This is a genomic window from Janthinobacterium sp. MP5059B (genome assembly GCF_001758645.1).
GTDB lineage: Bacteria > Pseudomonadota > Gammaproteobacteria > Burkholderiales > Burkholderiaceae_D > Janthinobacterium > Janthinobacterium lividum.
This window is the reverse complement of the sequence record NZ_LRHX01000006.1, coordinates 554,330-576,594: the sequence shown is the minus strand read 5'-3', so window position 1 is coordinate 576,594 and position 22,265 is coordinate 554,330. Positions and strand designations below refer to the sequence as shown.

The following is a 22,265-nucleotide window of genomic DNA, read 5'->3' as shown; positions in this document are numbered from 1 at the left end:
GCTACACCGCCGAGATATACACGAGCATGCTGCCAGCGACGGGCAGCTCGGTGGGCGCCAGCACGACATTGCCATCCTGGCGCCCATTCACGTTCAGGCCAAGCACGCCGGTCACGCCAGGCAGGCTGCGCAGCAGCACATGGATGGCGGACGCCTGCACGGTCTGGCCGAAACGCCAGCCCTGCCCGGGAGGACCGCCATACACCGGCTGGAAATAGGCGCGCAGCAGCGCCGCGATGCGCGCCTGTTCGGCTTGTACCTGGTCGGGCGCGATGCGGGCCACCAGCTGCGCCGTGACGGACACCGGCACATAGCGCGCCGCCTCGATGCCGATGCGTCCGACCAGCGCCGCCAGGCAGTATTGCCTGACATACGCGCCCACCTGGTCCAGCAGCGCCGGGCTGGCGTACGGCAGCGGATCGGTGGACAGGGGCAGCACCGCGATGCGGATGGTATTGCCTTCGGCCTCCACGGCGCGCGCCTGTGCCACCTGGGCGCTGGCGGCGCCGGCCAGGGCCGTGAAATCCTGCAGTTGCACGGCCCAGCCACCCGCACGCACCAGCGCGGGACTGGTGGCCGCCAGTTCTGCCCGCGTAGCGCAGCCGACCCCGCCGGCCGCCGGGGCCGGATTGGCCACTGCGGCGATGCTGGCGATGCCGGGACGCAACACCGTCAGCGCGCCAGCGCCCACATTGCCCGCCAGCCCTTGCGTATGGTGGTAGCGGATGGCGACGATATTATTGTGGCCAGGCGGCGGGATCATGCCGTTGTAGCCATCGCCAAAGGTCAGCAGCCCGTTTGCATAGTCGAGCGTATACACGCGGTCGGTCGGGCCGCTGAAGGCGAAGTTCTCGACCTGGGTCCAGCGCCGCGCCACCTCGCCGGCGCCCACGCGCACGTCCGCCAGCTCCGCATCGGCAAATTCGGCCGCGCCAGGGTCCTGCCCCGCCATCAGCCCGGCAGGTTCGATCACGCACAGCAGCAGGTCGGCCAGCACGGGGGGATAGTCGAGCGTGAACTGCTGAAACATCTGCTCGTTGCTCGATCCGAGCACTTCATCGACCAGGGTGGTCAGGTTCGACGCCATGACCGTGTTCGGATACATGCCATACAGACGGATGGTACGGTCGACATGGGCATTGTTGATGCGGAACCAGAATGCCATCTGCGAAAACAGGTAGGCCGCCTGCATCGCGGCCGGAACCACGAAGCCGACCAGGCCAGAGCGGCTCAAGCCGTAGGTGGCATCGTCCACCGCCAGCGCCCGCCACTGCTGGCCGTCGTGGTATTCCCACTGCAGGGTGCGCCCGGGGGCGGCCTGTTCCTGCTGCAGATAGAAATACAGGACCAGCTTGTTGCCGACGCAGGCGGCGGCGAATCCCGCATCGTCGAAGGCAAAATAGAAGCCGGTCAGCAGCGCGTCGACCGGTTTGAACGGGCTGAACAGGAAACGGCTCAGGGTGAAGGCGTTGTAGCTCCAGAAGCTCTGCGGCTTGGCCGCGAAGCTGTATTCGATACGCGCCGACAGCACGAACGGCGGGTAGTAGCTCGGCTGGGAAATCGTGTAGCTGAAATTGACGCCGGCCACGTCGTTGAGGTATTTGCTCACCCCCAGTTTTTGCGCCTGGCCCAGCACATCCGCGGGGATGGCGTCGATGGTGGTGCTGACGCTGGTGCTGGAAATGCCGCCCTGCTGCCCGTAACCGCCTTCGGCGATCACGCAGCGTATCCACAGCCCGTCGGAACCGGCCACGGTGCCCGGGCCGAACTTCGGGCAGGCGAACTGGATGCAGGTGGGGCCGTCCGGGCTATCGGACTGAAAATTATTGATCCTGTCGACGAACTGGTAGGTGCTGGCGTCCGTGGTGGTGGCGTTGAAGGCGCTCCATTGCAAGCCGTCCCAGAATTGCCAGACCAGCCGTACCGGAAAGGTGTATTCCAAGGTCGTCAGTGTGAAATAGATCGTCACCAGGGCACCGGTCCTGGCGAACACGCTGTCCGAGCGCAGATAGAACGCATCGTTGGTTTTCGGCGTTTCGCCGAACGGATAGGCGCCATTCGCGATATCGAGCAGCACGCCATTGCAGGCGGCCTGCTGCGGCACGATGGCCTTGCCCTTGAAGGTGCAGTTCAACCCCGTGATGACGGGCAATTGCTGGGCCAGCGAGGCCAGCACCTTGACTTGCGGCGCGGGCTTGACCAGCAGCCAGTATTGCGCTTCCCCATCCTGCCCGCTCAAGGGTGCGGCGTCGAAACCGGCGCCCGGCTCGCCCGCCCGGTACAACTGCCGCTGGAGCTGCGCCAGCGGCACGGCGGCCGCGCGCGGCGGCATGCCCAGCACGATGTCGAGCTGCCGCTCCGACGATGAACTGGTCAACTGTGTCGTCAGCGGCGTCAGCGCGCCATCGAACCATTGTCCGAAATATTCAGGGTACAGCTGCTTGCCGGTCAGAGTGACGGTGATGCTCTGCAGCGCGTCATCAGGCTTGAACAGGGTCGGATCGCCCATCATGAACCAGTGCCCGAGCGGCTGTTCGGCCGGATCGACCAGCTGGCTGGCCACGAAGATCGGCACCCCGGCCTGGTCCCCGAGCAGGCTGGGCAAAGCATCGATGAACTGGTCCTGCGCCGGAATGACCGTCAGCGCCGCCGACAGCGTGGCGGGCAGCACCAGCAGGGTCTCGTTGGTCTGGAAGCGGATCGTCTGGTCTTGCGCATCGAGCACCGCGCACTGGGCCGGCACCGTCGCCGCCGGCTGGCCTGCCTTGAGCAGGAAGCGCAGCGGCGCCTGCGCCGCCAGCGGCGCGCGCAACTGCATGTTCATGAACTGGAAAAACCCCAGGCGGCGCTGCTCCGGCATGGCGTTCTCGATATCGGCCGTGTACGCGGCCAGCTGCGAAAACAGCTTCAGCAGCACCAGTCCCGGATCCTGGTCGACGTCCGACGCACTTGGCGGCAGCGTATTCCAGTAGCCGCTCCATTCGGGCACGTAGGCCTTGGCCAGCGCCAGCGTCTGCGCATAAAACTGCTCGGCATCGCGGAAGTCGAGCGTCGGGGAAGTCATGGACGCGGCTCGCCTGCCGCTTCCGCGCGCAGCTCTTCAAGCACCTGGATGGCGCCGCTGATCCGCAGCAAGGTTGCCTGGAGCTGGCGTTTGCGCTCGTTGAATTCGTCCTGCAGCGCCTGCAGCTGCGCCTGTCCCGCACTCTCGTTGCTTTTTAATTCGGCAAGACGGTCGTTGATCAATTGTATGTCCATGCGTATGTCCTGGCTTATTTGAGAAAGAATGGGTAGACCAGATTGGCCGGCTGGTTGTGCGAGCGGATCAGGTAATCGACCGACACCTGCAGGCAATTGGGCTGTTGCGCGTCGATGAGGGCGGCCACGCCGGTGACCTGGATGCGCGGCTCCCAGCGGTCCAGCGCCTGCTTCACGTACAGCTGCGCCAGGCTGCTGGCGCTGGCATTGCCGGCCGAGAACACCAGCTCATTGATGCGGCAGCCGAAGGCCGGCAGCATCACTCGTTCGCCTGGCGCCGTCTGCAAGATGATCAGGATGGCTTCGGCGATGTCGTCGGCGCCGGCCGCGAACAGCACGCGCCCGCCGCTGGTCTGCACGGGGAACACCCAGCCCTGGCCCAGGAAATCGGCGCCGGTGGCCATCGCTAGCCCATCCTCACGGTGCTCATGCCGGCCACCTGCACGGTCGGCGGCGGCGCCTGCGGACCGGCCGGCGGCAGGTCGTGGCAGGTTTCGCACAGGTCGCCCGCGCGCGCGGCGCCCTTGCCGTTGATGCGGACCGTCAAGCTGCCAAGCATCACCTGCCCGAGATTGGTGGGCGGCACCTGGAACTGGCCGCTGGCGGCAATATGCGGCGGCACATTGTTGGCCATCGAACCGACGGTCGCCGCAGGCCTGCCGTTGATGCGCACGTTCAGACTGGTATTGCTGGCGATCTTGCCGGAAAACGGGAACGGCTGCGGGGTCGGCACCGGTCCGCCCGGGCTAGGCACCAGTACGATGTGGATGTCGGCGGCGTTGACGATACTGTCGCCCGCCTTGGCTGCGCCCATGCCCATCAGTTCAGATCGATCATGGCGGCTTGCAGCTTGAGCGCCTTTGCGCCCTGCAACTGCATGCCCTCGGCCGACAAATCGGCCTTGACGCTGCCGTCCGTGGTCTGCAGCACGACGTGGGGCGCGCTGATGGTCAGCGTGCCCTTGGCGCTGATCGCCAGGTCGCCTTCGCTGCTGATGCTGATCTTGTTGTTGGCGGTATCGAGCTCGATCTGGTTGTTCTTTTCGTCGATGATGGTGATCTTGCCCTGCGTACTATCGTCGAGCACGATGGTCTTGCCCAACTGCGTCCTGAGCATGCGCACTTCCTGCTGCCGGGCCGCCTCGACGGGCGGCTTTTGCACGCCGTTCCACAGGAAGCCCAGCACATACGGCTGGTTCGGGTCGCCGTCGGCGAAGGCCAGCAGGGCCGAATCGTCTTTCCTGGGCAGGAAAAAGGCGCCATAGCCGGGGCCGGCGAAAAAGCTGATCACCTGCAGCCAGTCCGACTCGATGGTGACGCCACTCAGCGTCAAAAAAACACGGATGCGTCCCAGGCCCTTGGGGTCTTCGGTGTTGCTGACCTTGCCGAGCGCGACCCCGGATGCGTTGCCGTTCATATACCCGTCCTGCGCACGTTGATGTCCGTCTTGTAGCCGCTGCTGTCGTCATAGTCGTGGGTGCTCGAGGTGACGTAATAGGTGCCGTCAAAACGCTCGCTCAGTCCGGTGATCTTGATGTTCACGCCAGCCACCAGGTCGCTGTCGCCCACCAGGCTGGCCTGGCCTTCGATAAAGCTTTGCAGCTGGCTCTGGAACTGCGCGTCGGCCACCGCCTGCAGCGCGGCCGGGTCGCTGATGCCGGGACATTGCAGCGTCATTTCCGAACTGGGAAAGTCTTCCGCCGCCTCGTAGCCCGTTTCGCTGCCGCCCATCTTGTCCTGGCTGGTGCCGGACTGCGCCACGGCCGTGATGACGGCATTCGTTTCGACGTCGTAGCCGATGGCCGTCACCTTCTGGCCCATGGTCGGCACTTTCAGGTTCAGGCTCACCGCACTCAGGTCGCGCGGATAACTGAGCGTCTTGATGGCGCCGTTGCCCTCGGCCGAGGGACGGAACACGAGCGTCGTGTCGGCCATGAGAAGTTCGTAGTCGAGCTGCTTGCAGCGCTCCATCAGGAAGGCGTAGTTGGAGACATTGTTCTGGATGACGTACTGGTTGATGGTGTCCGGCTGGCCCTCCAGGCTCACAGGCAAACGTGCCGCGCGCGCCACGTCGCTGACGATCTCGTTATCGTTGAGCAAGCTGTAGGTCTTGGTGCGGGTACCGAACTTGAGCCGGTACATGCGGTCGAAACCGCGTATCGTGGCGGCCGAGGATGCCGTGCTGAAACTCGGTTCGATGGCCGTGATATCGCCGCTGATCAGTTGATGCAACTGGTTCAGGCCCAGGAAAATCGTGATCTGGTCGCCCGGCTTGAATACGTCGAGGTCGACGTCCTGCCAGGCGCCGTCCGCCTTCACCATGTCGAGCGTGAAGCTGAACATGGCCGGCACATTGATTTCATCGTGCACGCGCACGTTGTGGATGGCGGCTACGATCGAGGATGGCAAGGGGCTGCGGTTCTTCAGTATCTTGAATGCCCCGGTCTGGACGCTAAGCATACACGGCTCCCGCGGTACCGGCATGCACGTCGGGAATGACCAGATTGCGGCCGATATCCTTGCGCTGCGGGAAATTCAAGGCATCCTCGATGCTGTTCTGGGCGGCGATCAGGCGCCACTGGTTCGGGTCGCCCAGGGTCGCTTGCGCGATCAGGTACAGGCGGTCGCCCTGCTTGACCTGCCACAGCTGGCGGCAATTGAAATAGCCGCGCGACTGCAAGTCCTCCTCTTCCGTCAGCACCGACTTGAACGTCACGTTCAGCTCGGCGCGCACGGGAATGCCGGAACTGAGGAACATCGTGAATTTCTGGTCGAGCTTGACGATAATGCCCGTAAACAGCGGGCCGGCCCAGGTAAACACCAGCACCGGCGGCTCCTTGCGCACATTCGTGCCCACGCTGGGCACGGTGAGCGCGACGATCTTGTTGGTCTTGCTGCGCACGTCGACCTGGCGCTCGTAGGTATCGAAAAACAGCGACACGGTCAGATCGTCATTATTGACCCGCTGGAACTGGATGTTCGAGCCCTCGCCCTGCACCATCACGGTCTTGTTCAGCGACAGTTCGGTCGGGTTGTACATCACGGGAATTTCCTCGCGCGTCGCATGCACGACGATCTTGGCCATTTCCAGCATCAGGCGCCTCCCCGGCGATAGCGTTCGGTGGCGCTGCGGCGCGCCATGGCGCTTGCCATGCGGTCGGTCAGCGAGGCCAGCACTGGCGCGGAAAACAGCGTCTCGGCCAGCACCTTGCGCAACTGCTCCTGCGACTGCCCGCCATGGACGATTTCATGCACCACCCGGGTCTGCACCGCGCGTTCCACGCCCAGCATGCGCGTATCGACAATGTGCTCGACGCGGCTTTGCAGCTCGGCCACGGCAGCGGGCGGCGCCTGGCGCATGTCGCGCCGCACGGGCTGGCGGGCCTGGTAGCGTCCAAGGACGATGGCAGCGCGCGCGGCCGGCGCTGGCAATGGCGCCGGCACGGCCTGCACCGGGGAGCGCCAGGCGCCTGCCTGCCGGGCTGGCGCGGCCGGGCGCGTTGCGCGCGGAAACGCTGCCGGATGCGATACCGGACGCAGGAACGGCGTGCCGGGCCCGGCAACGCCATTGCGGGCCGGCGCACGTCTGGTCATGCCGCCAGCGGCCGGTTGCGAAGCCGCCCTGTGTGCCGCCGGCTGCGCGCGCCGGATGGCTGTCCGGGCCGGCACCGGCGAAGACACCGCCGCTACGGCGCGCAGGCCGGCGCAACGCGCGACGGCACGCGCCAACGCTGCAGCGCCCCGCTGCCCCGCTGCCGGCTGCGCGGTGAAATGGCGCACGGCCAGCGCCAGGGCTGGCTGCTCCGCGCCGCGCGTCAGCCAGGCGATGGTCGCGGCCCTGGCCTGCTGCGCCTGCGCCACGCCGCGCTCCAGGCGCGGCAGCACCAGGCGCACGAGGGTTTGCTGCCGCGCGTGCGCCTGCATCAGCTTGGCCCGCAATTCCAGCAGGCGTACCTCGATGCGTTCGGCCATGTCCGCCTTGCGCGCCATGCCCTGCATGCGCACCACCAGCCCCATGGCCGAACGGAATTGCTGCCAATAGTGCAACACCGACGTCGTGTGCCGGCCTGCCCCTCCGCCATGTGCCATGCGCAGCTGTAGCGGCGCGCCGGAATGGGCGAAACGCCACAGGGGCGCGCCGCGCGCCGCATGGAAGCGCTGTGCCAGGCCGGCGCAGCCAAGGCGCATGGCGCGCATCAGAGTATCCCCGCCGCTGCCGAATACACGCTGCTCGCGAGGCTCTTGCGTATGCCTTCGTGCGCCAGCGTAAACGACTGGCATGCCACCAGGCTGCCGCCCGCATCCAGGCTTGGCCCCTGCCACTGCACCGGCCAGGCATTGTAGAAATCCCACCAGACGCTGGGCAAGCCGCGGTCATCCAACAGGTAGATGGAGCCGTTCCGGCGCCGGATGGCGCCGCTCAGCGTCGACTGGTACCACAGCCACATCGGGTCGAGCGCCGTGATGCCGGCCTTGAGCACCAAGTCGGAACAGGTCACCTGGCCGGGCAGCTTGTACTCGATGTCGTTGACGCCGCCCTGGCGCACGGTGCGCACCTCGGTCTTCGATTCGAGCCCATCGACGGACATGAAGCCGCCCACCAGGATGCCTTCGACTTCGACGAAAAAATTGTAGGCCTTGAACGGGTCGATACGCAGGCCCAGCTGGCGCTGCGCGGCACCCATGACTGCATTGACACCGACCACCATCTCATGCTCCCAGGTTATGCATCGACTTGTGCCGCTCATCGGCATTCATCGTCTGGTTGATCTTGCTGATTTCGCCGCACCAGCGGCGCCGCTCGGCGTGTTCCATCGCCATCAGGTCCTCATGGGACCAGTGAAAGTGATAAGCGAGGAAGGCTATCTCTGCGTAAAGCTGGTCGGAAACTGGAGCAAGCCCGGCTTTCCCAGGGCGCCCTGCGCCTCCCCCGGCAAGCCGGCGTCGTCGGTGTCGACCTGGTTGATCTTGTTGTACACCTGCTGCAGGTGGAAGAAATCGGCCGCGAACAGCTCCTCGACCACCTTGGTGCTGACCATTTCAAGGCTGCCCAGTCGCACGATCACGCGCGACAGCACGATGATGATCAGGTAGGCCGGGTTGCTCTGGACACGGTGGTCCTTGAGCGGCAGGATCTCGTCGCCGGCGGTGGCCAGGCGCATCACGCCATTGCGGTGCAGGTTGCCGTCGCCGTCGCGGTAACCCAAGGGCAGGATAAATTCGATTTCGGTACAGATCACGCTCATTGCCGCTTCCCCTTGTGCGCGTTACGACACGCGCGTCATGTATTGCATCGTCAGTTCGAACGTCTCGATCATCACGTCGCTGCTGGCCGCGTTGAGGCCCGAGCTTTCGTATTTGCTGGCCCAGGCGCTGATCACGTTCCAGCGCGCCTTGTCGGCGCCGCCTGCATCCATGAGTATCAGCGAAACGTTCTTTTGCGCCCCCTTCGCGCCCGAACCCTGGGTCGACACCAGCTGGTACCAGTTGTACAGGTCCATCGAGTCGGTCAGGCCCTTCTTCAGGCTCAGCTTGCCGTAGCTGGTGAGCCCCGACAACGAACGCTTGTAGACCGGGTCGGTGCCTTCGCGGTATTCGACCGCCTCGATCGTACTGTCGGGTACGCTCGCCTCGGAAAACGCGGCGATCTGGATGCCGGCAATCTCGACCCGGAAGCGGAATCCCCGGTAGGGATCGGTTAATTGTGTGGCCATGCGCGTTCTCCGCAATCAATCGGTGTGGATGGGGTCAGCTGCCGGAATCGGGCGCGCTGGTTTTTTGGGTCAGGCGCAGGATGACGAACTCGGCCGGATACACTGCCGCCAGGCCGATGTCGATGTACAGCTGCCCCAGCATGCGCGTCTCGAGCGGATTGTTCGATTCGTCGCAGGTGACGAAAAACGCTTCGGCGGCCGTCGCGCCGAACAGGCCGCCCTGCTGCCACAGGGTGGTCAGGAAAGCGCTGACGTCGCGCGAGATGGATGACCAGAGTTGCTGGTCGTTGGGTTCGAACACCACCCACATCAGGCTTTGGCGCAGGCTTTGCTCGACATAGATGAACAGGCGCCGCACGCTCACATAGGTCCATTCCGTGTTGAGCGCCAGCGTGCGCGCGCCCCAGATCACGTTGCCGTAGTTGATGAAATTGCGCACCGCGTTGATGCCTTCGGGGTTCAGCAAGTCCTGGTCGGCATCGGTCAGGGACTGGTCGAGCAGCACCGCGCTCATCAGGGCGCCGTCATTGACCCCGGCAGGCGACTTGAACACCCCCACATTGATATCGGTATACGCGTAGCGGCCGAGCACCGGACCGGACGGCGGGATCGGCACGTTGGCCCCGGCGATCGGATTGTAGATGTAGACCCATGGGTAATACAGCGCGCCGAAGTCGGAGTTGAGCGCGTTCGGATTGCCTTTCGGCGCCTGGCCCTGGCCGGACTTGAATGACAGGATGTCCTGCACGCTCTGGCCGAATGGCGGATCGATCACATAGAACAGGTTGCGTTTGTCGATGCAGAACATCAGGCCGGCATTGATCAGGGTGCCCTGCAGCGCCAGCGACTGCTTGCCGCTGTTGTCGGTGGCCGTGACGGTGTCGGGCACGGACAGCAGGCTCAGGCCCTGCACCTTGTCGAGCAGCTTGGTGGCATCGGTCAGATCGTAATTCGGATTGCCGCCGTTGCTCAGCGCCGTCGGCCCGCCATTCGGTGGCCGCACTGGCGGCGTGGGCGAAGCGGTGCTGTTGACCGCCACGCGAATGAACATGGAATTGGCGTTGATCTGCGTCGCCAGCGCGCTGGGCTTGTTGGCCTCGTTGATCATGCTGTTGGCCGTGAAGCCGTTGAACTGCTCCAGTACGTAATAGGAGGCCGTGCCGAAGGTTTGCGGGCTGAGGCTGTTTTGCACGACGTATTGCTGCAGCAACAGGTTCGGCATGGTCGCCACCACGGGCGCGGCGGGCGTGCCCATCAGCGCCGCCGCCACCATCACGGTGACATTGAAGACGGGCGTGGTGGGCGCCGGCGTGATGCTCGGGTCGGTCGCGCTGGCGTTGCTGATCATGATGCTGATGGCGTTGCCCCAGGGTCCCGGTGTGACGGCCGTGACGGCCAGCGGCTGTTTGGCGCTGGCGCACTTGGCGCTTGCCTTGTCGCTGGCGCGCACCACGTAGCAGGCGGCCCCTCCTTCATTAAAAAACTCGTAGACCGACCACGACACCATCGCATACCAGGCCAGCTGGCCGAACGTGCGCTGGTAGGCGGCCCAGCTGGTGAGCAGGATGGGCTGCATGTACGGCCCCGTTTCCGTCACGCCGACGAAAGCCGGGGTCGATGTGGAAGCGCCCTGGATGCTGCGGGTGCCTGGCACTTCCTGAATATAAATACCGGGATGGTTATAAGTGGCCAAAATAAGTCTCTCGTGTGAATTACGGCATCTCGATGTCAAGGAACAGCATGGAACCTGGTTGCACGCTGACCTGCCTGCTGACCTTGGCGTGGCCGGCCTTGCTAAAGCCAAGCGCGACCGTGGTCGGCTCGTCCAGTTTACCCCGCAGCGCCAGCGCGTAGCGGCCCGCATAGCGGCCATAGCCGGACGATTCGCCCGCCACTGCCTGCGCCTTGGCGCGCGCGCCCTGGTAGCCGGCACTGATGGCGACCTGGGCCAGCGGTTGCGCGGCGGCGTCGACGATCTTGCCGCGGATCAGCGTGGTCCCCTCGGGATACGGATAGAGGGGACTGGGCGCCAGCACGCAGGCGACGATGGCGTCCGCCAGCGGCTCCTTGAGCGGCACCTCGAACGTCAGCTGCTGGTCGAAGTAGCGGTGGTCGGCACTGAGCACGTCGAGCCGGTAGCTGCCGTCGTCGAGGCCGGCAAAGGCGTAAAAGGCCTGCGCCTTGTCCTGCGGCACAATCGGTTTGTCGTTCAGCAGGAAATGCGCGCGCGCGCCCACTGCCGGCGCCATGCTGAAACCGTCGATCAGCTGGATCACGGCGCTCAGCTTCATGCCGCTCCCGCCCCGGCGATGGCGCGCCGCGTCGTGTCCAGCGTGCTGTCGGCAACCATCTCGGCGCTCGGCTGCAGGGACGAGGCGATGCGCACCGGCGACAGCGTGTACAGCTTGGTAAGCTTGTAGGGTTTGTTCGGAAAGCCGCTCCAGATATTGTGCAAGGTCAGGATCGGACTGGCGTCGGGCACGATGGCGATCGATTCGTTACCGCTGGCCTTGAGCTGGGGGTGCAGCCAGGCGCCCGCGAGCGCCGGCACGTCGTGGAACAGGCGCACCAGCTTGTCCACCAGCACCAGTTCGAGTTCGGCCGAGCGCGCATACGGCACCATCATGTAGAGCAGGTCCGACACCAGCGGCGGCGGCGTCACGGCCAGCGAGTTCGGCCCGCCCCTGCCCTGGCTGCGCTTGAGCGTGGGCGGCAGGTTGCGCAGGTAGGGATTAATCTCGATGTTGTAGAGGTAGAGCGAGAGCATGGTCGCGCCCTGGCTGTCGATCTCGGCGGGCGAGTCGAACACGACCGCCGATTCGTTTGCGAATTCCGGGATATGCGCGCGGATCAGCGAGCGCAGCGACTCGCTCACGCAGCGCAGCACCTGTCCGGAATCGATGGTCGCCGGTCCCATGGCTAGAGCGTAAACACGGTGAAGGTCTGGCTGACCAGTTGCGGCTGGCGGTTGCCGATGTGGGCAAACAGGCTCACGTTGGGGTCGCAGGTGGCCTTGAGGTAGATGTACGGCAGATCGTGCGGCTGCCAGCTCAGGTAAGCCTGCATGAAAAAGTCCAGCGTGGCGCCGGCGTCGGCGCTCTGGCTCGTCTCGAATTCCAGCACGCGGGTGCCGTACGCAAAGAACTTGAGCGGCACGCTGGGCTGGGCGCCGGCCAGGCGGATGCCACCCGACTCTTCTCCTCCCGGTCCCAGGCACCAGGTGGCCAGTCCCAGACCTTTCTTGGTCGACAGTTCGAGGGCGATGCGGTCGCCCGGATAGGCATTCTGCACCGACACGATCACGCTGCGCGAATTGGCGTCGGGATCGCGCAGGACTGCGCTGATGCGCCCGTTGCGCCACTCCATCGCGCGCTGCGAACCGAAAAACGCCATCACGCTCGCTTCGTTATTGAGCGTGCAATAGCCTTGCAGATAATCGACGCCGGGGGCCACGCGCAGGAACAGGGTCATGGTGAAGGCATTGAGCGCGGCGCCGCCGCTGGCGGTGCGGATGGCCAGCAAGCCGCCGGAAAATTCAACCGAGCGGATGCATGACTGGCGCTGGCCGCCGTTCTGATCGGCCACCACCGTGAAACCCATGCTGTCGCCCGAGCGCGCGCCCAGCGACCATTCGGTGCCGGCAGTGGTGAACGTGAAATTGATGTTCGAGTCGGCCGCGATATTCTTGAATATCAGCACGACCGGCAAGGGGTCGCCTTGCATGCGCTGACCGTGTGCGGTGTCAAGCTGGAGCGTTGGAGTATTCATCAGGCAAGATCGATCGCAAATGAACTCAGGCCGATGACCGTGCTGCGGTCGCCGCGCGATTGCAGGCAGACGCTGGCACCGGGCGGCAGGTCGACCCGGCCCTGCAGTTGCGGCTGGCTGGTCTGCACGTACAGTTCGATGCTGACCTCGTCGCAGTCCTGGTAGGTTTCGAGGATGATTTCGCGCGCATTGATGAGCAAGCTGCTCAGATACATGGCGGGCGCGTTGCTGGACATGCACAGTCCCACCATGCGGCTGTCCTCGCCGCCTTCGCTCCAGATCGCCTTCTGGTCGGGGCGGATGGTCAGGAAGGCCTTGCTGTTGGCACGCAACTGGAAAAAACGGATGCTCAGCTGGCGAAACGTCGTCACCTCGTGGTAGCACTGCTCGTTGAGCGCGTGCAGCGGGTTGCTCAGCAGGTGCGATTGCAGGTGCTGCAATTCATGCGGATTCAAGGCCAGGGCATCGATCTGGATGCGCGCCATGACCAGCTTTGCCTCGGCCTGCGCCAGCGCCTGGCCGGCCGGCTTGCTGACGGACGCGGAGCGCTTGCGCGGCGCGGCGGCCGGCGTATGCTCCGCAAGCGTCGTCGCCGCCAGGTCGGTACCGCCCGTAGTCCGCTTGCTCATCGCGCGTTTATTCCGGGAAGGTGATGGTGTTCTTGCCCACTTTCAAGGGCACCTGGCTACTGCCGCCGAGAAATTTGTAATAGCCCAGCACGGTCACATCGACATAGGTGAAGTTGACGGTCATGCTGGCGCCGGCCGGGACCACGCCGACCACCACTTCCAGCGCTTGCTGGTCGCCCGATGGATTGGCGCCTGCCTGCAGGTTGATGCCATTTTCCTTCACGTTCAGGTAGACCAGCGGAGGCGTGGCAGGCGCGCCGCCCCAGGGCTGGATCTGCACCGGTGTTCCGGTTAGCGAAATCCTGTTGGCATCGGTGATCGACAGGACGGCGTTCAGCGGGACCGTATTGTCGGACCTGACTTCAAAGATGAATGCGATCGAATATTCTTGCACGGTAATTCCTCGAAGAGCCAAAAAAGATGAATGCCCTGCCGCGGGCGGGCATTCACACGGGTGCCGATGCGCCAGCTTCAGCAAGGCTTAATTCGGCCACTCCAGGATGACAAAGTTCTGGCTCAGCGTGATCGGCTTCTTGCCATCGAAATTGAAGGTCAGCACGGGACCGCTATCGCTGGTCGACTTGATCTTCAGCAGCGACAGGCTGCCATTGGCCGTCAGGCAAGGCGAAATGTTGAAGGTTACCGAATCCGAACCGCCGGCGCTGATCTGCAGGTCGATCAGGACGCCATTGACGCTCAGGCTGCTCAACGGCAGGGCCACGCCGCCCGAGGCGTTAATGGTGATACCCGAATTGCTGTCTTCCGATGGATCGCCGGTGCTCCAGCACAGGGTGTCCGATTTCGTTTCGATGTCCAGTGTGACCGAGATGCGCTGGCCAGGCTGGGCGTTTTGCACACTGATTTCCGCCGTGGCGTACTTGTAGTCAGATGTCATGATGCATTCCTCTAAGAGTGAAAATTCGTTGAACTGCACGCGTCCGTTTTTTCAAGTCGACTGACAATGCATTGGTCAGCAATGACATTAAGCCACGCTGGCGCGGCACGAGTCACCTGACAAATGTGCCAGTTTGCGCTGGCATGGCTTTGGTGTATCCGCGACACGCCGCGCGAGCCTGGCCGGCGATGGGCCAGATAATCACGCTTTCTCACCGGCGAGCGGGACAAAAAGAGGGGTTTCTCCGCATTACTTGCATCATCAGAAACCTTATACGGCCTCTGCTTGTGACAATGTAACGATTGCTAGAAAACTATTATTTTTACTAGGTGTTGCTAATGCTCAAATCCTGCAACATACAAATCTGCCCTTCGTTTAACCTTCGTATTGTGATGCTGCGCCCGCCCCTGCCACCGCGCCTGATGACAGGCAGCGATTGCGACGACACCGTGATCGCCGGGACGCGTCTTGCATGTTGGCGTTACGAACCACCATCATCAACCCGAGGAGTATTCCATGCTGCTGCTGGATGACCTGTTTAGCCTGGTGCGATGCCAAACCGAAGCGGACTGGACCCGTCTCCTGTTCAGCATCGGCGCACAATGCGGCTACGAGCATGTGTATTACGGCGTCGCGCCGGAAAAGACGGTGGCTTTTCACTGGCCGGCACCGGAGGCGTCCTTTGTCGTGAGCAACTATCCGCCGTCCTGGCGCGCGCTGTATGTATCGGAACGCCTGCATGAAAGCGATCCCAGCATCTCCCACTGCCTGGCCAATACCATGCCGCTATTATGGCGCCCGGAAAGTTTCACCAGTCCCGCACAGCGCGCCTTCTATGAACAGGCGTGCCAGCACGGCATGCGCTCCGGTTTTTGCTTCCCGGTGCACGGCGCAAGCGGTGAAACGGGCATGTTGAGTTTTATCCGCAACGCGCCGCCGATGGATGCTGAACGCGACAGCTTCGCCACGATTGCGCAGCTGGCCCTGATCCGTGACTACGTGATCGAATCGTCCGCCCGCTTCATCAAGCACGACGCGCCACCCGTGCCTGGCGCCAATCCGCTGACCACGCGCGAAATGGAATGCCTGCAGTGGATCATGGCGGGTAAGTCCTCGTGGGAAATTTCGCGCATCCTGCTGCGCTCCGAAGGCACCATCAATTTCCATGTCTCCAATGCGAAGAAGAAATTCAATGTACAGACGCGCCAACAAGCAGTCCTCAAGGCCATCAAGGCCGGCTTCCTGATCCCCTCCTGAGCCGGGCCAGATTTGTCATGCAATCCGAGCCGCCTGGCGGCATGGGCTACCGGCTGTCCGGGCATAACAGTCCAGCGCCATAAAAAAAGGCCCTGTAAAAACAGGGCCCTGCTTACTGAATCACCATGATGAGCATGACGATGAAAATGCTCCCCTAGGGAAACTCACTCCCACTCGATGGTCGCCGGCGGCTTGCCCGAGATATCGTAGACGACGCGGTTGATGCCGCGCACTTCATTGATGATGCGGTTCGAGACCTTGCCCAGCAAGCTGTGCGGCAGGTGCGCCCAGTGGGCCGTCATGAAGTCCTGCGTTTGCACGGCGCGCAATGCCACCACGTATTCGTAGGTGCGGCCATCGCCCATCACGCCCACCGATTTGACGGGCAGGAAAACGGCGAAGGCCTGGCTCGTCGCTTCATACCAGTTCGCTGGCAGCGCGTCCGGATCGACGGCCTGGCCGGCGACGAATTCGTACGGCGTGTTGCGCAGTTCTTCGATGAAGATGGCGTCGGCGCGGCGCAGCAGGTCCGCGTAGTCTTTCTTGACTTCGCCGAGGATGCGCACGCCCAGGCCCGGGCCCGGGAACGGGTGGCGGTAGACCATGTCATGCGGCAAGCCCAGGGCGACGCCCAGTTTGCGCACTTCGTCCTTGAACAGTTCGCGCAAAGGCTCAAGCAACTTGAGCTTCATGGTGTCCGGCAAGCCGCCCACGTTGTGGTGGCTCTTGATGGTCTGGCCTTTTTTACCTTTACCGGCCGATTCGATGACGTCCGGGTAGATCGTGCCTTGCGCCAGCCATTTGGCGTTGACCAGCTTGCCCGACTCGACCTGGAAGACTTCGACGAATTCGCGGCCGATGATCTTGCGCTTTTGCTCGGGATCGGTAACGCCGGCCAGGTGGCCCATGAACTGGTCTTCCGCATCGACGCGGATGACTTTCACGCCCAGGTTCTTGGCGAACATGTCCATCACCATCTTGCCTTCGTCCAGGCGCAGCAGGCCGTGGTCGACGAAGACGCAGGTCAGCTGGTCGCCGATGGCGCGGTGGATCAAGGCAGCAGCCACGGACGAATCGACGCCGCCGGACAGGCCCAAGATGACGTCATCGCTACCGACTTGCGCGCGGATTTTTTCCACCGCTTCGCTGATGTAGTCGGGCATGTTCCAGTCCGACTTGCAGCCGCAGATTTCATGCACGAACCGGCCGATCATGGCCTTGCCCTGCACCGTGTGCGTCACTTCCGGGTGGAATTGCACGCCGTAGAACTGGCGCTCTTCGTCGGCCATGGCCGCGATCGGGCAGCTCGGGGTGTTGCCCATCAACTTGAAGCCTGGCGGCATTTCCAGCACCTTGTCGCCATGGCTCATCCACACTTTCAGCATGCCGTGGCCTTCGTCGGTGACGAAGTCGGCAATACCGTTGAGCAACTTGGTGTGGCTGCGGGCGCGTACTTCGGCGTAGCCGAATTCGCGCACCAGGCCGTTTTCCACCTTGCCGCCCAGCTGGGCCGCCATGGTTTGCATGCCGTAGCAGATGCCCAGCACGGGCACGCCCAGCTCGAACACGGCTTGCGGCGCGCGCGGCGAATCGCCATCCAGCGTGGAATTGTGGCTGCCCGACAGGATCACGCCGGCGGCGCCATAGTTGCGCACGAATTCGTCGCTGACGTCATACGGGAAGACTTCGGAAAACACGCCGGAATCGCGCACGCGGCGGGCGATCAACTGGGTGACTTGGGAACCGAAATCGAGAATGAGGATTTTAGAGTGCATGGTCGGAGCTTTATTCAGGGTCAATTGCAAAACCGGCGCACTGGGCGCCGGTCTGGACTTTCGTTACCGCTTACTCGGAGCGATAATTTGGCGCTTCTTTCGTGATCTGCACATCATGGACATGCGACTCGCGCATGCCGGCCGAGGTGATTTCCACGAATTCCGCTTTTTCGCGCAGTTCGTCGATGGTGGCGCAACCGCAGTAACCCATCGATTGACGCACGCCGCCCACCAGCTGGAAGATGATCGCCAGCACGCTGCCCTTGTAGGCGACGCGGCCTTCGATACCTTCAGGCACGAACTTGTCGGCCTTCATGGTGGCGTCCTGGAAATAACGGTCAGCCGAACCATCAGACATCGCGCCCAGCGAACCCATGCCGCGGTACGATTTGTAGCTGCGACCCTGGTACAGGATCACTTCGCCTGGTGCTTCTTCCGTACCGGCAAACATGGAACCCATCATGACGGTCGAGGCGCCAGCGGCCAGCGCTTTCGAGATATCGCCCGAGAAGCGGATACCGCCGTCGGCGATACATGGCACGCCCGTACCGGCCAAAGCTTCGGCAACATTCGAAATGGCCGTGATTTGCGGCACGCCCACGCCGGCAACGATACGCGTGGTGCAGATCGAGCCAGGACCGATGCCGACCTTGACCGCATCGGCGCCGTATTCCACCAGTGCCTTGGCGGCAGCGGCGGTAGCGATATTGCCGCCAATCACTTCCACTTGCGGGTACTTGGTCTTGATCCAGCGTACGCGATCGAGGATGCCTTGCGAGTGACCGTGGGCCGTGTCGACCACCAGCACGTCGACACCGGCAGCGACCAGCAGGTCGATGCGTTCTTCATCCTTGGCGCCTACGCCGACAGCGGCGCCGACCAGCAGTTTGCCCTGGCTGTCTTTCGACGCGAACGGGTGGGAGGTCGATTTCTGGATATCCTTGACGGTGATCAGGCCGCGCAGCTCAAACGCGTCGTTGACGACCAGCACGCGCTCGAGGCGGTGCTTGTTCATCAGGCGCTTGGCTTCGGCCGTATCGGCGTCTTCGTTCACGACCACCAGCTTTTCGCGCGGGGTCATCTTGGCGGAAGCTTCCGCGTCGAGTTCCTTTTCAAAGCGCAAATCGCGGTTGGTGATGATGCCGACGACTTCCTTGCCCTTGACAACAGGGAAACCGCTGATGCCGTACTGTTCCGTCAGAGCGATCACGTCGCGGATTTTCATTTCCGGCGGAATCGTGATCGGATCACGCAGCACACCTGCTTCGAAACGCTTTACGCGGGCCACTTCACGTGCCTGGTCCTTCGGATTCAAATTCTTGTGGATGATGCCGATGCCGCCTTCCTGGGCCATCGCGATCGCCAGACGGGCTTCCGTCACCGTATCCATGGCTGCGGACAGCAAGGGAATATTCAAGGTGATATTGCGGGTCAGGCGAGTTTTGAGGGACGTATCGGCGGGCAGAACGTTGGAGTAGGCTGGGACGAGCAGCACGTCATCGAATGTGAGTGCTTTTTGAAGTAGACGCATAGCATTTCCTATTGGCGCAAAAGCAGATTATACAGAAATTCTTGAGTCTTGTCTTAAACATTCTCAAACCCCTATAGACATAGAGTGCATGCCATTCTTGCTTCTATGGAATGGTCTGGAAAAGTCTGCGTTTTCGCCCAAATTTCGCCCGGATATTTGCCCACGATGCTGGCTGTCATAACCATATATGAGACTGCACAAGATCAAAGGGCAAGATGCCCAACATACTAGAAGGCACACGCCGCCTATAAGCATATCGCCAAAAGGAAAAATTACAATGAAGCATGCGCTGGGCGCCCTCGTCTTGCCGATCCTGCTCAGCTGTGCTGCGGGCGGCATCGCCGAACGCCGCGGCGGTGAGCTGATGGGGCTGAACAGCTTCACATTCGCTGCCCGCTACGGCACACCCGCCACCTACCAGCATCAGGGCGAGTACCTGCAGTTGAACTATGGCAGCACGGCCGCCGGCTGCGAGGTCATCGTATTGCTTGACCAAGCGCAGCGCGTGGTGGGCTGGGCGTCGTCAGGCACCCGTTGCAATGCCGCTGGGCAAAATGGGAACACAAAGCCAGACCTGAATATGCTGGACTAGCACCCCCTCCACCGTTTCGTTCTCATGGCCTCGCAAAATCATGCCTTTTGCATTCAGCATTTCCACTTCAGGCTCGAGCAACGAGCGGCAAATACGAGTTAGCACGCCGTTGCCTGAGCGAACCAGGGTTGCAGCTCGGTAATACACAACACCAAAGCCCCCACGCTCAATAGTAAGCAATCCTTCTAGTGGCACAAAGTCGTCCATTTCCTGCCTGGTGATCTTGCGCCCCTTGTCCCTGAGCAAGGTCACCCGATATGGCGCTCCCGGCACTTCCACAACTTTTTTAGGCCACTTATGCTGGTTTGTTGTGCCGTCCATAACTAGCCAATATACTGTATAAAAACACAGTATATTGCCAAACAAGGGAAACCAGAAGGCGAAATTTGTAACTAGAAGAGCCCGCCCTGCTCCGCTGGCGCGGCCGGCGCCGGTGTTTTTGCACGGGATCGTAGCTGCATAGGATCGGGCTGCGCAACGAGCAACTCTGCTGGATATTGCCGATAAACGTCTTCTTCCGACACCAGGGAGCCGTCCAGCCAGCCTTGATATTGATTAGGGTCCAGAATCATCACCATACGCTTTTCGTCGTCAGGCTTGTGGAAGCGCTGCATCAGCGGGTGCCCGTCGGCGTTGATCGTCAGCATCGAGAACGACAGTAGCTGATCAGCTGGTCGGTACTCCCATATCCCAGCAATGGCCACCGGGCCGCCGTCCGCGCGCTCGATGCGCCAGCGCACAGGCTTGCAGGTTTCGTAGTTGGGTTCGAAGAAGTTGGCCGCCGGGATAATGCAAAACTGCTTGCGCTTCCAGGCGCTGCGGAAGGATGGCTTGCTGGCCACAGTCTCGGTGCGGGCGTTGTAGGTCTGCCGGGCAAGCTTGTGGTCGGCCCAATGGGGAACCATGCCGAACATGGCAGGAGCTACTTCCAGCTCGCCCGGAACCTCATGCGAGCCGCGCAGGATGGGTGCCATGTAGCCGGGCCATGCCCCAGGCAACAAGTCGAGCTGAGGCGATCGGGCACCGAAATGGTCTTCGATCTGCTCATTTCGGCTGGGGGTGTAGTCGGCGCACATAGTAGAATAATAACAGATAGAGATGCACACGAATATTTTAACAAAAATATCGCCCGATGATATTTCCGGGCCTTATCCATTTGTATTTTTTTAGAGCACTACAGTTAACAAAGGCACAAAATAAAAATTCCCCAAAATCACTCATAATTATTTAAAAATATATCAAATGACATACGAAAAATCCGTTGAAATAATTAAAAAAGGTATTGAGAATTATTCCAGAAAATCAATTCTTGATAAATCTATGACTTATTTCTACAGCATAGGCGATGGACTAGAAGAAAGAGCAAGGTCAATGCCCCACATAATATTTCTTTTAATTAAGTGGAGTATGCTAACACAAAGAGACGGCCCCGAAGATATAACTACAGATAAGTTTTTTTATTTTGCAGACAAGATTCATCAAATTCAGCATTTGGCAGCTGACATAAAACCTGATGGGAATCTAATGCTGAAGTTAAGAGTGATGCTGATGCAACAAACAATTCCGCAGAAGTCATTCCAAAATCACATCATGACACTAATTCGTCAAAAATTTTGGTTTACAAAAACCGGAAATAAATTTTATGAAGATAGCTTCAAAAGGAAGACTGGCGTATCGCTTAATGACTTTTATCAGGTGACCATGTATTTATCAGCTCTGGCCCAACCAGCACATCCAAAAACAAGATCAATACCCCTTCAAGATATAGCAAGACATCTTTCGCCTAGCGTCAAGATAGAAGACATAACATTAGTCATAAATATTTTCGGGATCAGAATAGAAGAGATGCCCGCTTATTTTAAGAAATTTGAACTGTCGCACAATCCAAAAATTGAGTACTTCCAAGAAACACCGCTAATAAACAAACCAATTCTAATAATAGATAATTTTCTACTATTTATTGAAAATGATTTATTTTTAAGATCAGCCTCCGATTTCGTTTCAAAATTCCTAAAAAGAAATGACATATTATTCAAAAACCATTTCGGCGAAACCCTTGAAAGATATGTAGAGGAAATTTTTACCAAAAAAAATATTGACCACCATACAGAAATTAACATTAGAAATTTCTATAAGGATATAGGAAGGAATGGGAAGATAGTTGATTTTATAATTGACGGGGATTGCAGAATATTTCTGGATTCAAAAGCAATTGAACCAAATAGTCTTGTAGCCACCTCACATGACCCTGAAGTCTTAAGATCTCGATTAGAAGCGAGTTACATAAAAGCAATATTTCAAGGACAGGAATGCTGCCACATACTTTCAGATCATTTTAAATTCCCCAAAAAGATTAGCTATTTACTGGTAGTTGTCCATCAAGATCATTACATTTCCACCGGCTCAAGGATTGAAGAATTAATACAACACGATTTATCAAATAAAATTATAGAAAAGTTTGGGTACCTGCCGATTCCACTGGAAAATACATATTACATCACCATTGATGACCTAGAGCGACTTGCTGAATATGAGTTCGAGAAAAAAGGGGGGATTTTTGAAATTCTCGATTCATGTTTGGAGCGGGATAAACTCCCAGAAACTCAATACATGTTATTTAAAATGCATCTCGACACATATGGTGCGCACCAAAGAAACAAAGAACTCAAAAAATTATGTATGGATGCCTATTCCGAACAGGCCGAGACAATAACTAAAAATATGACACATTGGAGTAGCGGGCGCGCTCAATTTCATCTATCGAGGCAAAAAATAAATAAACTACTATCATCAAACCAATAATTTATACCAGCCAGATAATTCATTGAGTAGATCTTACAATATAGT

At 60.4% G+C, this 22,265-nt stretch carries 25 protein-coding genes; 3 read left to right on the top strand and 22 right to left on the bottom strand.

The annotated features are described in order from the left end of the window. Position 1 precedes the first annotated feature (1 nt). The 19 genes from JAB1_RS07420 to JAB1_RS07335 form a co-directional block, all read right to left on the bottom strand. Entirely contained in the window at positions 2-3,064 is a 3,063-nt protein-coding gene (locus JAB1_RS07420) for a baseplate J/gp47 family protein (protein WP_070279326.1), read from the bottom strand. Further along, entirely contained in the window at positions 3,061-3,258 is a 198-nt protein-coding gene (locus JAB1_RS07415; protein ID WP_034777761.1) for a hypothetical protein, read from the bottom strand. The genes JAB1_RS07420 and JAB1_RS07415 overlap by 4 nt, the downstream gene beginning before the upstream one ends. A 14-nt stretch (positions 3,259-3,272) precedes the next feature. Next, positions 3,273-3,662, bottom strand: a complete 390-nt coding sequence (locus tag JAB1_RS07410; RefSeq protein ID WP_070279325.1) for a GPW/gp25 family protein — start codon at positions 3,660-3,662, stop codon at positions 3,273-3,275. Positions 3,663-3,664: 2 nt separating this feature from the next. Beyond that, on the bottom strand, positions 3,665-4,072 hold the full coding sequence (locus JAB1_RS07405; RefSeq protein WP_240317548.1) for a PAAR domain-containing protein: 408 nt from the start codon (positions 4,070-4,072) through the stop codon (positions 3,665-3,667). 5 nt (positions 4,073-4,077) lie between these two features. Beyond that, entirely contained in the window at positions 4,078-4,674 is a 597-nt protein-coding gene (locus tag JAB1_RS07400; RefSeq protein ID WP_070279324.1) for a phage baseplate assembly protein V, read from the bottom strand. Then, the gene (locus tag JAB1_RS07395) at positions 4,671-5,717 is read right to left on the bottom strand and encodes a phage late control D family protein (RefSeq protein WP_070279323.1); all 1,047 of its coding nucleotides are present in this window, start codon (positions 5,715-5,717) and stop codon (positions 4,671-4,673) included. The genes JAB1_RS07400 and JAB1_RS07395 overlap by 4 nt, the downstream gene beginning before the upstream one ends. Then, a complete protein-coding gene (locus JAB1_RS07390; RefSeq protein ID WP_070279322.1) occupies positions 5,710-6,351 on the bottom strand; it encodes a peptidoglycan-binding protein LysM in 642 nt (213 codons plus the stop codon). The genes JAB1_RS07395 and JAB1_RS07390 overlap by 8 nt, the downstream gene beginning before the upstream one ends. After that, positions 6,351-7,454 carry a hypothetical protein gene (locus JAB1_RS07385; protein ID WP_070279321.1) on the bottom strand — a complete coding sequence of 368 codons (1,104 nt, stop codon included), beginning with the start codon at positions 7,452-7,454 and terminating at the stop codon, positions 6,351-6,353. The genes JAB1_RS07390 and JAB1_RS07385 overlap by 1 nt, the downstream gene beginning before the upstream one ends. Continuing rightward, positions 7,454-7,966, bottom strand: coding sequence for a phage tail protein (locus tag JAB1_RS07380; RefSeq protein WP_070257377.1), 513 nt, complete (start codon positions 7,964-7,966; stop codon positions 7,454-7,456). The genes JAB1_RS07385 and JAB1_RS07380 overlap by 1 nt, the downstream gene beginning before the upstream one ends. 1 nt (position 7,967) lies before the next feature. After that, positions 7,968-8,081, bottom strand: coding sequence for a DUF6760 family protein (locus JAB1_RS30630; protein WP_306508707.1), 114 nt, complete (start codon positions 8,079-8,081; stop codon positions 7,968-7,970). Between the two features lie 38 nt (positions 8,082-8,119). After that, positions 8,120-8,503 (bottom strand): hypothetical protein, encoded by a 384-nt coding sequence (locus JAB1_RS07375; RefSeq protein WP_070279320.1) that lies wholly within the window; start codon positions 8,501-8,503, stop codon positions 8,120-8,122. A gap of 21 nt (positions 8,504-8,524) precedes the next feature. Then, positions 8,525-8,971 carry a phage tail protein gene (locus JAB1_RS07370; protein WP_034777734.1) on the bottom strand — a complete coding sequence of 149 codons (447 nt, stop codon included), beginning with the start codon at positions 8,969-8,971 and terminating at the stop codon, positions 8,525-8,527. 34 nt (positions 8,972-9,005) lie between these two features. Continuing rightward, positions 9,006-10,664, bottom strand: a complete 1,659-nt coding sequence (locus JAB1_RS07365; RefSeq protein ID WP_254672001.1) for a phage tail sheath C-terminal domain-containing protein — start codon at positions 10,662-10,664, stop codon at positions 9,006-9,008. 19 nt (positions 10,665-10,683) lie between these two features. After that, positions 10,684-11,262: a carboxypeptidase-like regulatory domain-containing protein gene (locus JAB1_RS07360; protein WP_034777731.1), complete on the bottom strand. Its 579-nt coding sequence runs from the start codon at positions 11,260-11,262 to the stop codon at positions 10,684-10,686. Continuing rightward, positions 11,259-11,888: a DUF4255 domain-containing protein gene (locus JAB1_RS07355; RefSeq protein ID WP_070279319.1), complete on the bottom strand. Its 630-nt coding sequence runs from the start codon at positions 11,886-11,888 to the stop codon at positions 11,259-11,261. The genes JAB1_RS07360 and JAB1_RS07355 overlap by 4 nt, the downstream gene beginning before the upstream one ends. 2 nt (positions 11,889-11,890) lie before the next feature. After that, entirely contained in the window at positions 11,891-12,694 is an 804-nt protein-coding gene (locus tag JAB1_RS07350; protein ID WP_070257380.1) for a hypothetical protein, read from the bottom strand. 44 nt (positions 12,695-12,738) lie between these two features. Beyond that, positions 12,739-13,368: a hypothetical protein gene (locus JAB1_RS07345; protein WP_052139826.1), complete on the bottom strand. Its 630-nt coding sequence runs from the start codon at positions 13,366-13,368 to the stop codon at positions 12,739-12,741. 7 nt (positions 13,369-13,375) lie between these two features. After that, positions 13,376-13,762, bottom strand: coding sequence for a hypothetical protein (locus tag JAB1_RS07340; protein WP_070279318.1), 387 nt, complete (start codon positions 13,760-13,762; stop codon positions 13,376-13,378). Positions 13,763-13,849: 87 nt separating this feature from the next. After that, entirely contained in the window at positions 13,850-14,263 is a 414-nt protein-coding gene (locus tag JAB1_RS07335; RefSeq protein ID WP_139144458.1) for a hypothetical protein, read from the bottom strand. Between the two features lie 516 nt (positions 14,264-14,779). Between JAB1_RS07335 and JAB1_RS07330 the strand changes: the two genes are divergently transcribed. Then, positions 14,780-15,520, top strand: coding sequence for a LuxR family transcriptional regulator (locus tag JAB1_RS07330; protein ID WP_071653309.1), 741 nt, complete (start codon positions 14,780-14,782; stop codon positions 15,518-15,520). Between the two features lie 164 nt (positions 15,521-15,684). Here the strand turns inward: JAB1_RS07330 and guaA are convergent, their stop codons facing one another. Next, entirely contained in the window at positions 15,685-17,295 is a 1,611-nt protein-coding gene (gene guaA / locus JAB1_RS07325; RefSeq protein WP_034777714.1) for a glutamine-hydrolyzing GMP synthase, read from the bottom strand. Positions 17,296-17,365: 70 nt separating this feature from the next. Then, positions 17,366-18,826 (bottom strand): IMP dehydrogenase, encoded by a 1,461-nt coding sequence (gene guaB / locus JAB1_RS07320; RefSeq protein WP_034777711.1) that lies wholly within the window; start codon positions 18,824-18,826, stop codon positions 17,366-17,368. Between the two features lie 277 nt (positions 18,827-19,103). Here guaB and JAB1_RS07315 point away from each other — a divergent pair, with 277 nt between their 5' ends. Then, entirely contained in the window at positions 19,104-19,418 is a 315-nt protein-coding gene (locus tag JAB1_RS07315; protein ID WP_070279316.1) for a hypothetical protein, read from the top strand. A gap of 392 nt (positions 19,419-19,810) precedes the next feature. On the opposite strand, the gene JAB1_RS07310 is transcribed toward JAB1_RS07315, so the two are convergent. Next, positions 19,811-20,494, bottom strand: a complete 684-nt coding sequence (locus JAB1_RS07310) for an SOS response-associated peptidase family protein (RefSeq protein WP_070279315.1) — start codon at positions 20,492-20,494, stop codon at positions 19,811-19,813. A 166-nt stretch (positions 20,495-20,660) separates the two neighbouring features. Here JAB1_RS07310 and JAB1_RS29455 point away from each other — a divergent pair, with 166 nt between their 5' ends. After that, positions 20,661-22,220, top strand: coding sequence for a hypothetical protein (locus JAB1_RS29455; protein ID WP_139144457.1), 1,560 nt, complete (start codon positions 20,661-20,663; stop codon positions 22,218-22,220). Positions 22,221-22,265: the final 45 nt, after the last annotated feature.

Bases quoted from the DNA above. Each gene is read 5' to 3' on its own strand.
- JAB1_RS07420 (WP_070279326.1), bottom strand. From the start codon at position 3,064: ATGACTTCCCCGACGCTCGACTTCCGCGATGCCGAGCAGTTTTATGCG.
- JAB1_RS07415 (WP_034777761.1), bottom strand. From the start codon at position 3,258: ATGGACATACAATTGATCAACGACCGTCTTGCCGAATTAAAAAGCAAC.
- JAB1_RS07410 (WP_070279325.1), bottom strand. From the start codon at position 3,662: ATGGCCACCGGCGCCGATTTCCTGGGCCAGGGCTGGGTGTTCCCCGTG.
- JAB1_RS07405 (WP_240317548.1), bottom strand. From the start codon at position 4,072: ATGGGCGCAGCCAAGGCGGGCGACAGTATCGTCAACGCCGCCGACATC.
- JAB1_RS07400 (WP_070279324.1), bottom strand. From the start codon at position 4,674: ATGAACGGCAACGCATCCGGGGTCGCGCTCGGCAAGGTCAGCAACACC.
- JAB1_RS07395 (WP_070279323.1), bottom strand. From the start codon at position 5,717: ATGCTTAGCGTCCAGACCGGGGCATTCAAGATACTGAAGAACCGCAGC.
- JAB1_RS07390 (WP_070279322.1), bottom strand. From the start codon at position 6,351: ATGCTGGAAATGGCCAAGATCGTCGTGCATGCGACGCGCGAGGAAATT.
- JAB1_RS07385 (WP_070279321.1), bottom strand. From the start codon at position 7,454: ATGCGCGCCATGCGCCTTGGCTGCGCCGGCCTGGCACAGCGCTTCCAT.
- JAB1_RS07380 (WP_070257377.1), bottom strand. From the start codon at position 7,966: ATGGTGGTCGGTGTCAATGCAGTCATGGGTGCCGCGCAGCGCCAGCTG.
- JAB1_RS07375 (WP_070279320.1), bottom strand. From the start codon at position 8,503: ATGAGCGTGATCTGTACCGAAATCGAATTTATCCTGCCCTTGGGTTAC.
- JAB1_RS07370 (WP_034777734.1), bottom strand. From the start codon at position 8,971: ATGGCCACACAATTAACCGATCCCTACCGGGGATTCCGCTTCCGGGTC.
- JAB1_RS07360 (WP_034777731.1), bottom strand. From the start codon at position 11,262: ATGAAGCTGAGCGCCGTGATCCAGCTGATCGACGGTTTCAGCATGGCG.
- JAB1_RS07355 (WP_070279319.1), bottom strand. From the start codon at position 11,888: ATGGGACCGGCGACCATCGATTCCGGACAGGTGCTGCGCTGCGTGAGC.
- JAB1_RS07350 (WP_070257380.1), bottom strand. From the start codon at position 12,694: ATGCAAGGCGACCCCTTGCCGGTCGTGCTGATATTCAAGAATATCGCG.
- JAB1_RS07345 (WP_052139826.1), bottom strand. From the start codon at position 13,368: ATGAGCAAGCGGACTACGGGCGGTACCGACCTGGCGGCGACGACGCTT.
- JAB1_RS07335 (WP_139144458.1), bottom strand. From the start codon at position 14,263: ATGACATCTGACTACAAGTACGCCACGGCGGAAATCAGTGTGCAAAAC.
- JAB1_RS07330 (WP_071653309.1), top strand. From the start codon at position 14,780: ATGCTGCTGCTGGATGACCTGTTTAGCCTGGTGCGATGCCAAACCGAA.
- guaA (WP_034777714.1), bottom strand. From the start codon at position 17,295: ATGCACTCTAAAATCCTCATTCTCGATTTCGGTTCCCAAGTCACCCAG.
- guaB (WP_034777711.1), bottom strand. From the start codon at position 18,826: ATGCGTCTACTTCAAAAAGCACTCACATTCGATGACGTGCTGCTCGTC.
- JAB1_RS07315 (WP_070279316.1), top strand. From the start codon at position 19,104: ATGAAGCATGCGCTGGGCGCCCTCGTCTTGCCGATCCTGCTCAGCTGT.
- JAB1_RS07310 (WP_070279315.1), bottom strand. From the start codon at position 20,494: ATGTGCGCCGACTACACCCCCAGCCGAAATGAGCAGATCGAAGACCAT.
- JAB1_RS29455 (WP_139144457.1), top strand. From the start codon at position 20,661: ATGACATACGAAAAATCCGTTGAAATAATTAAAAAAGGTATTGAGAAT.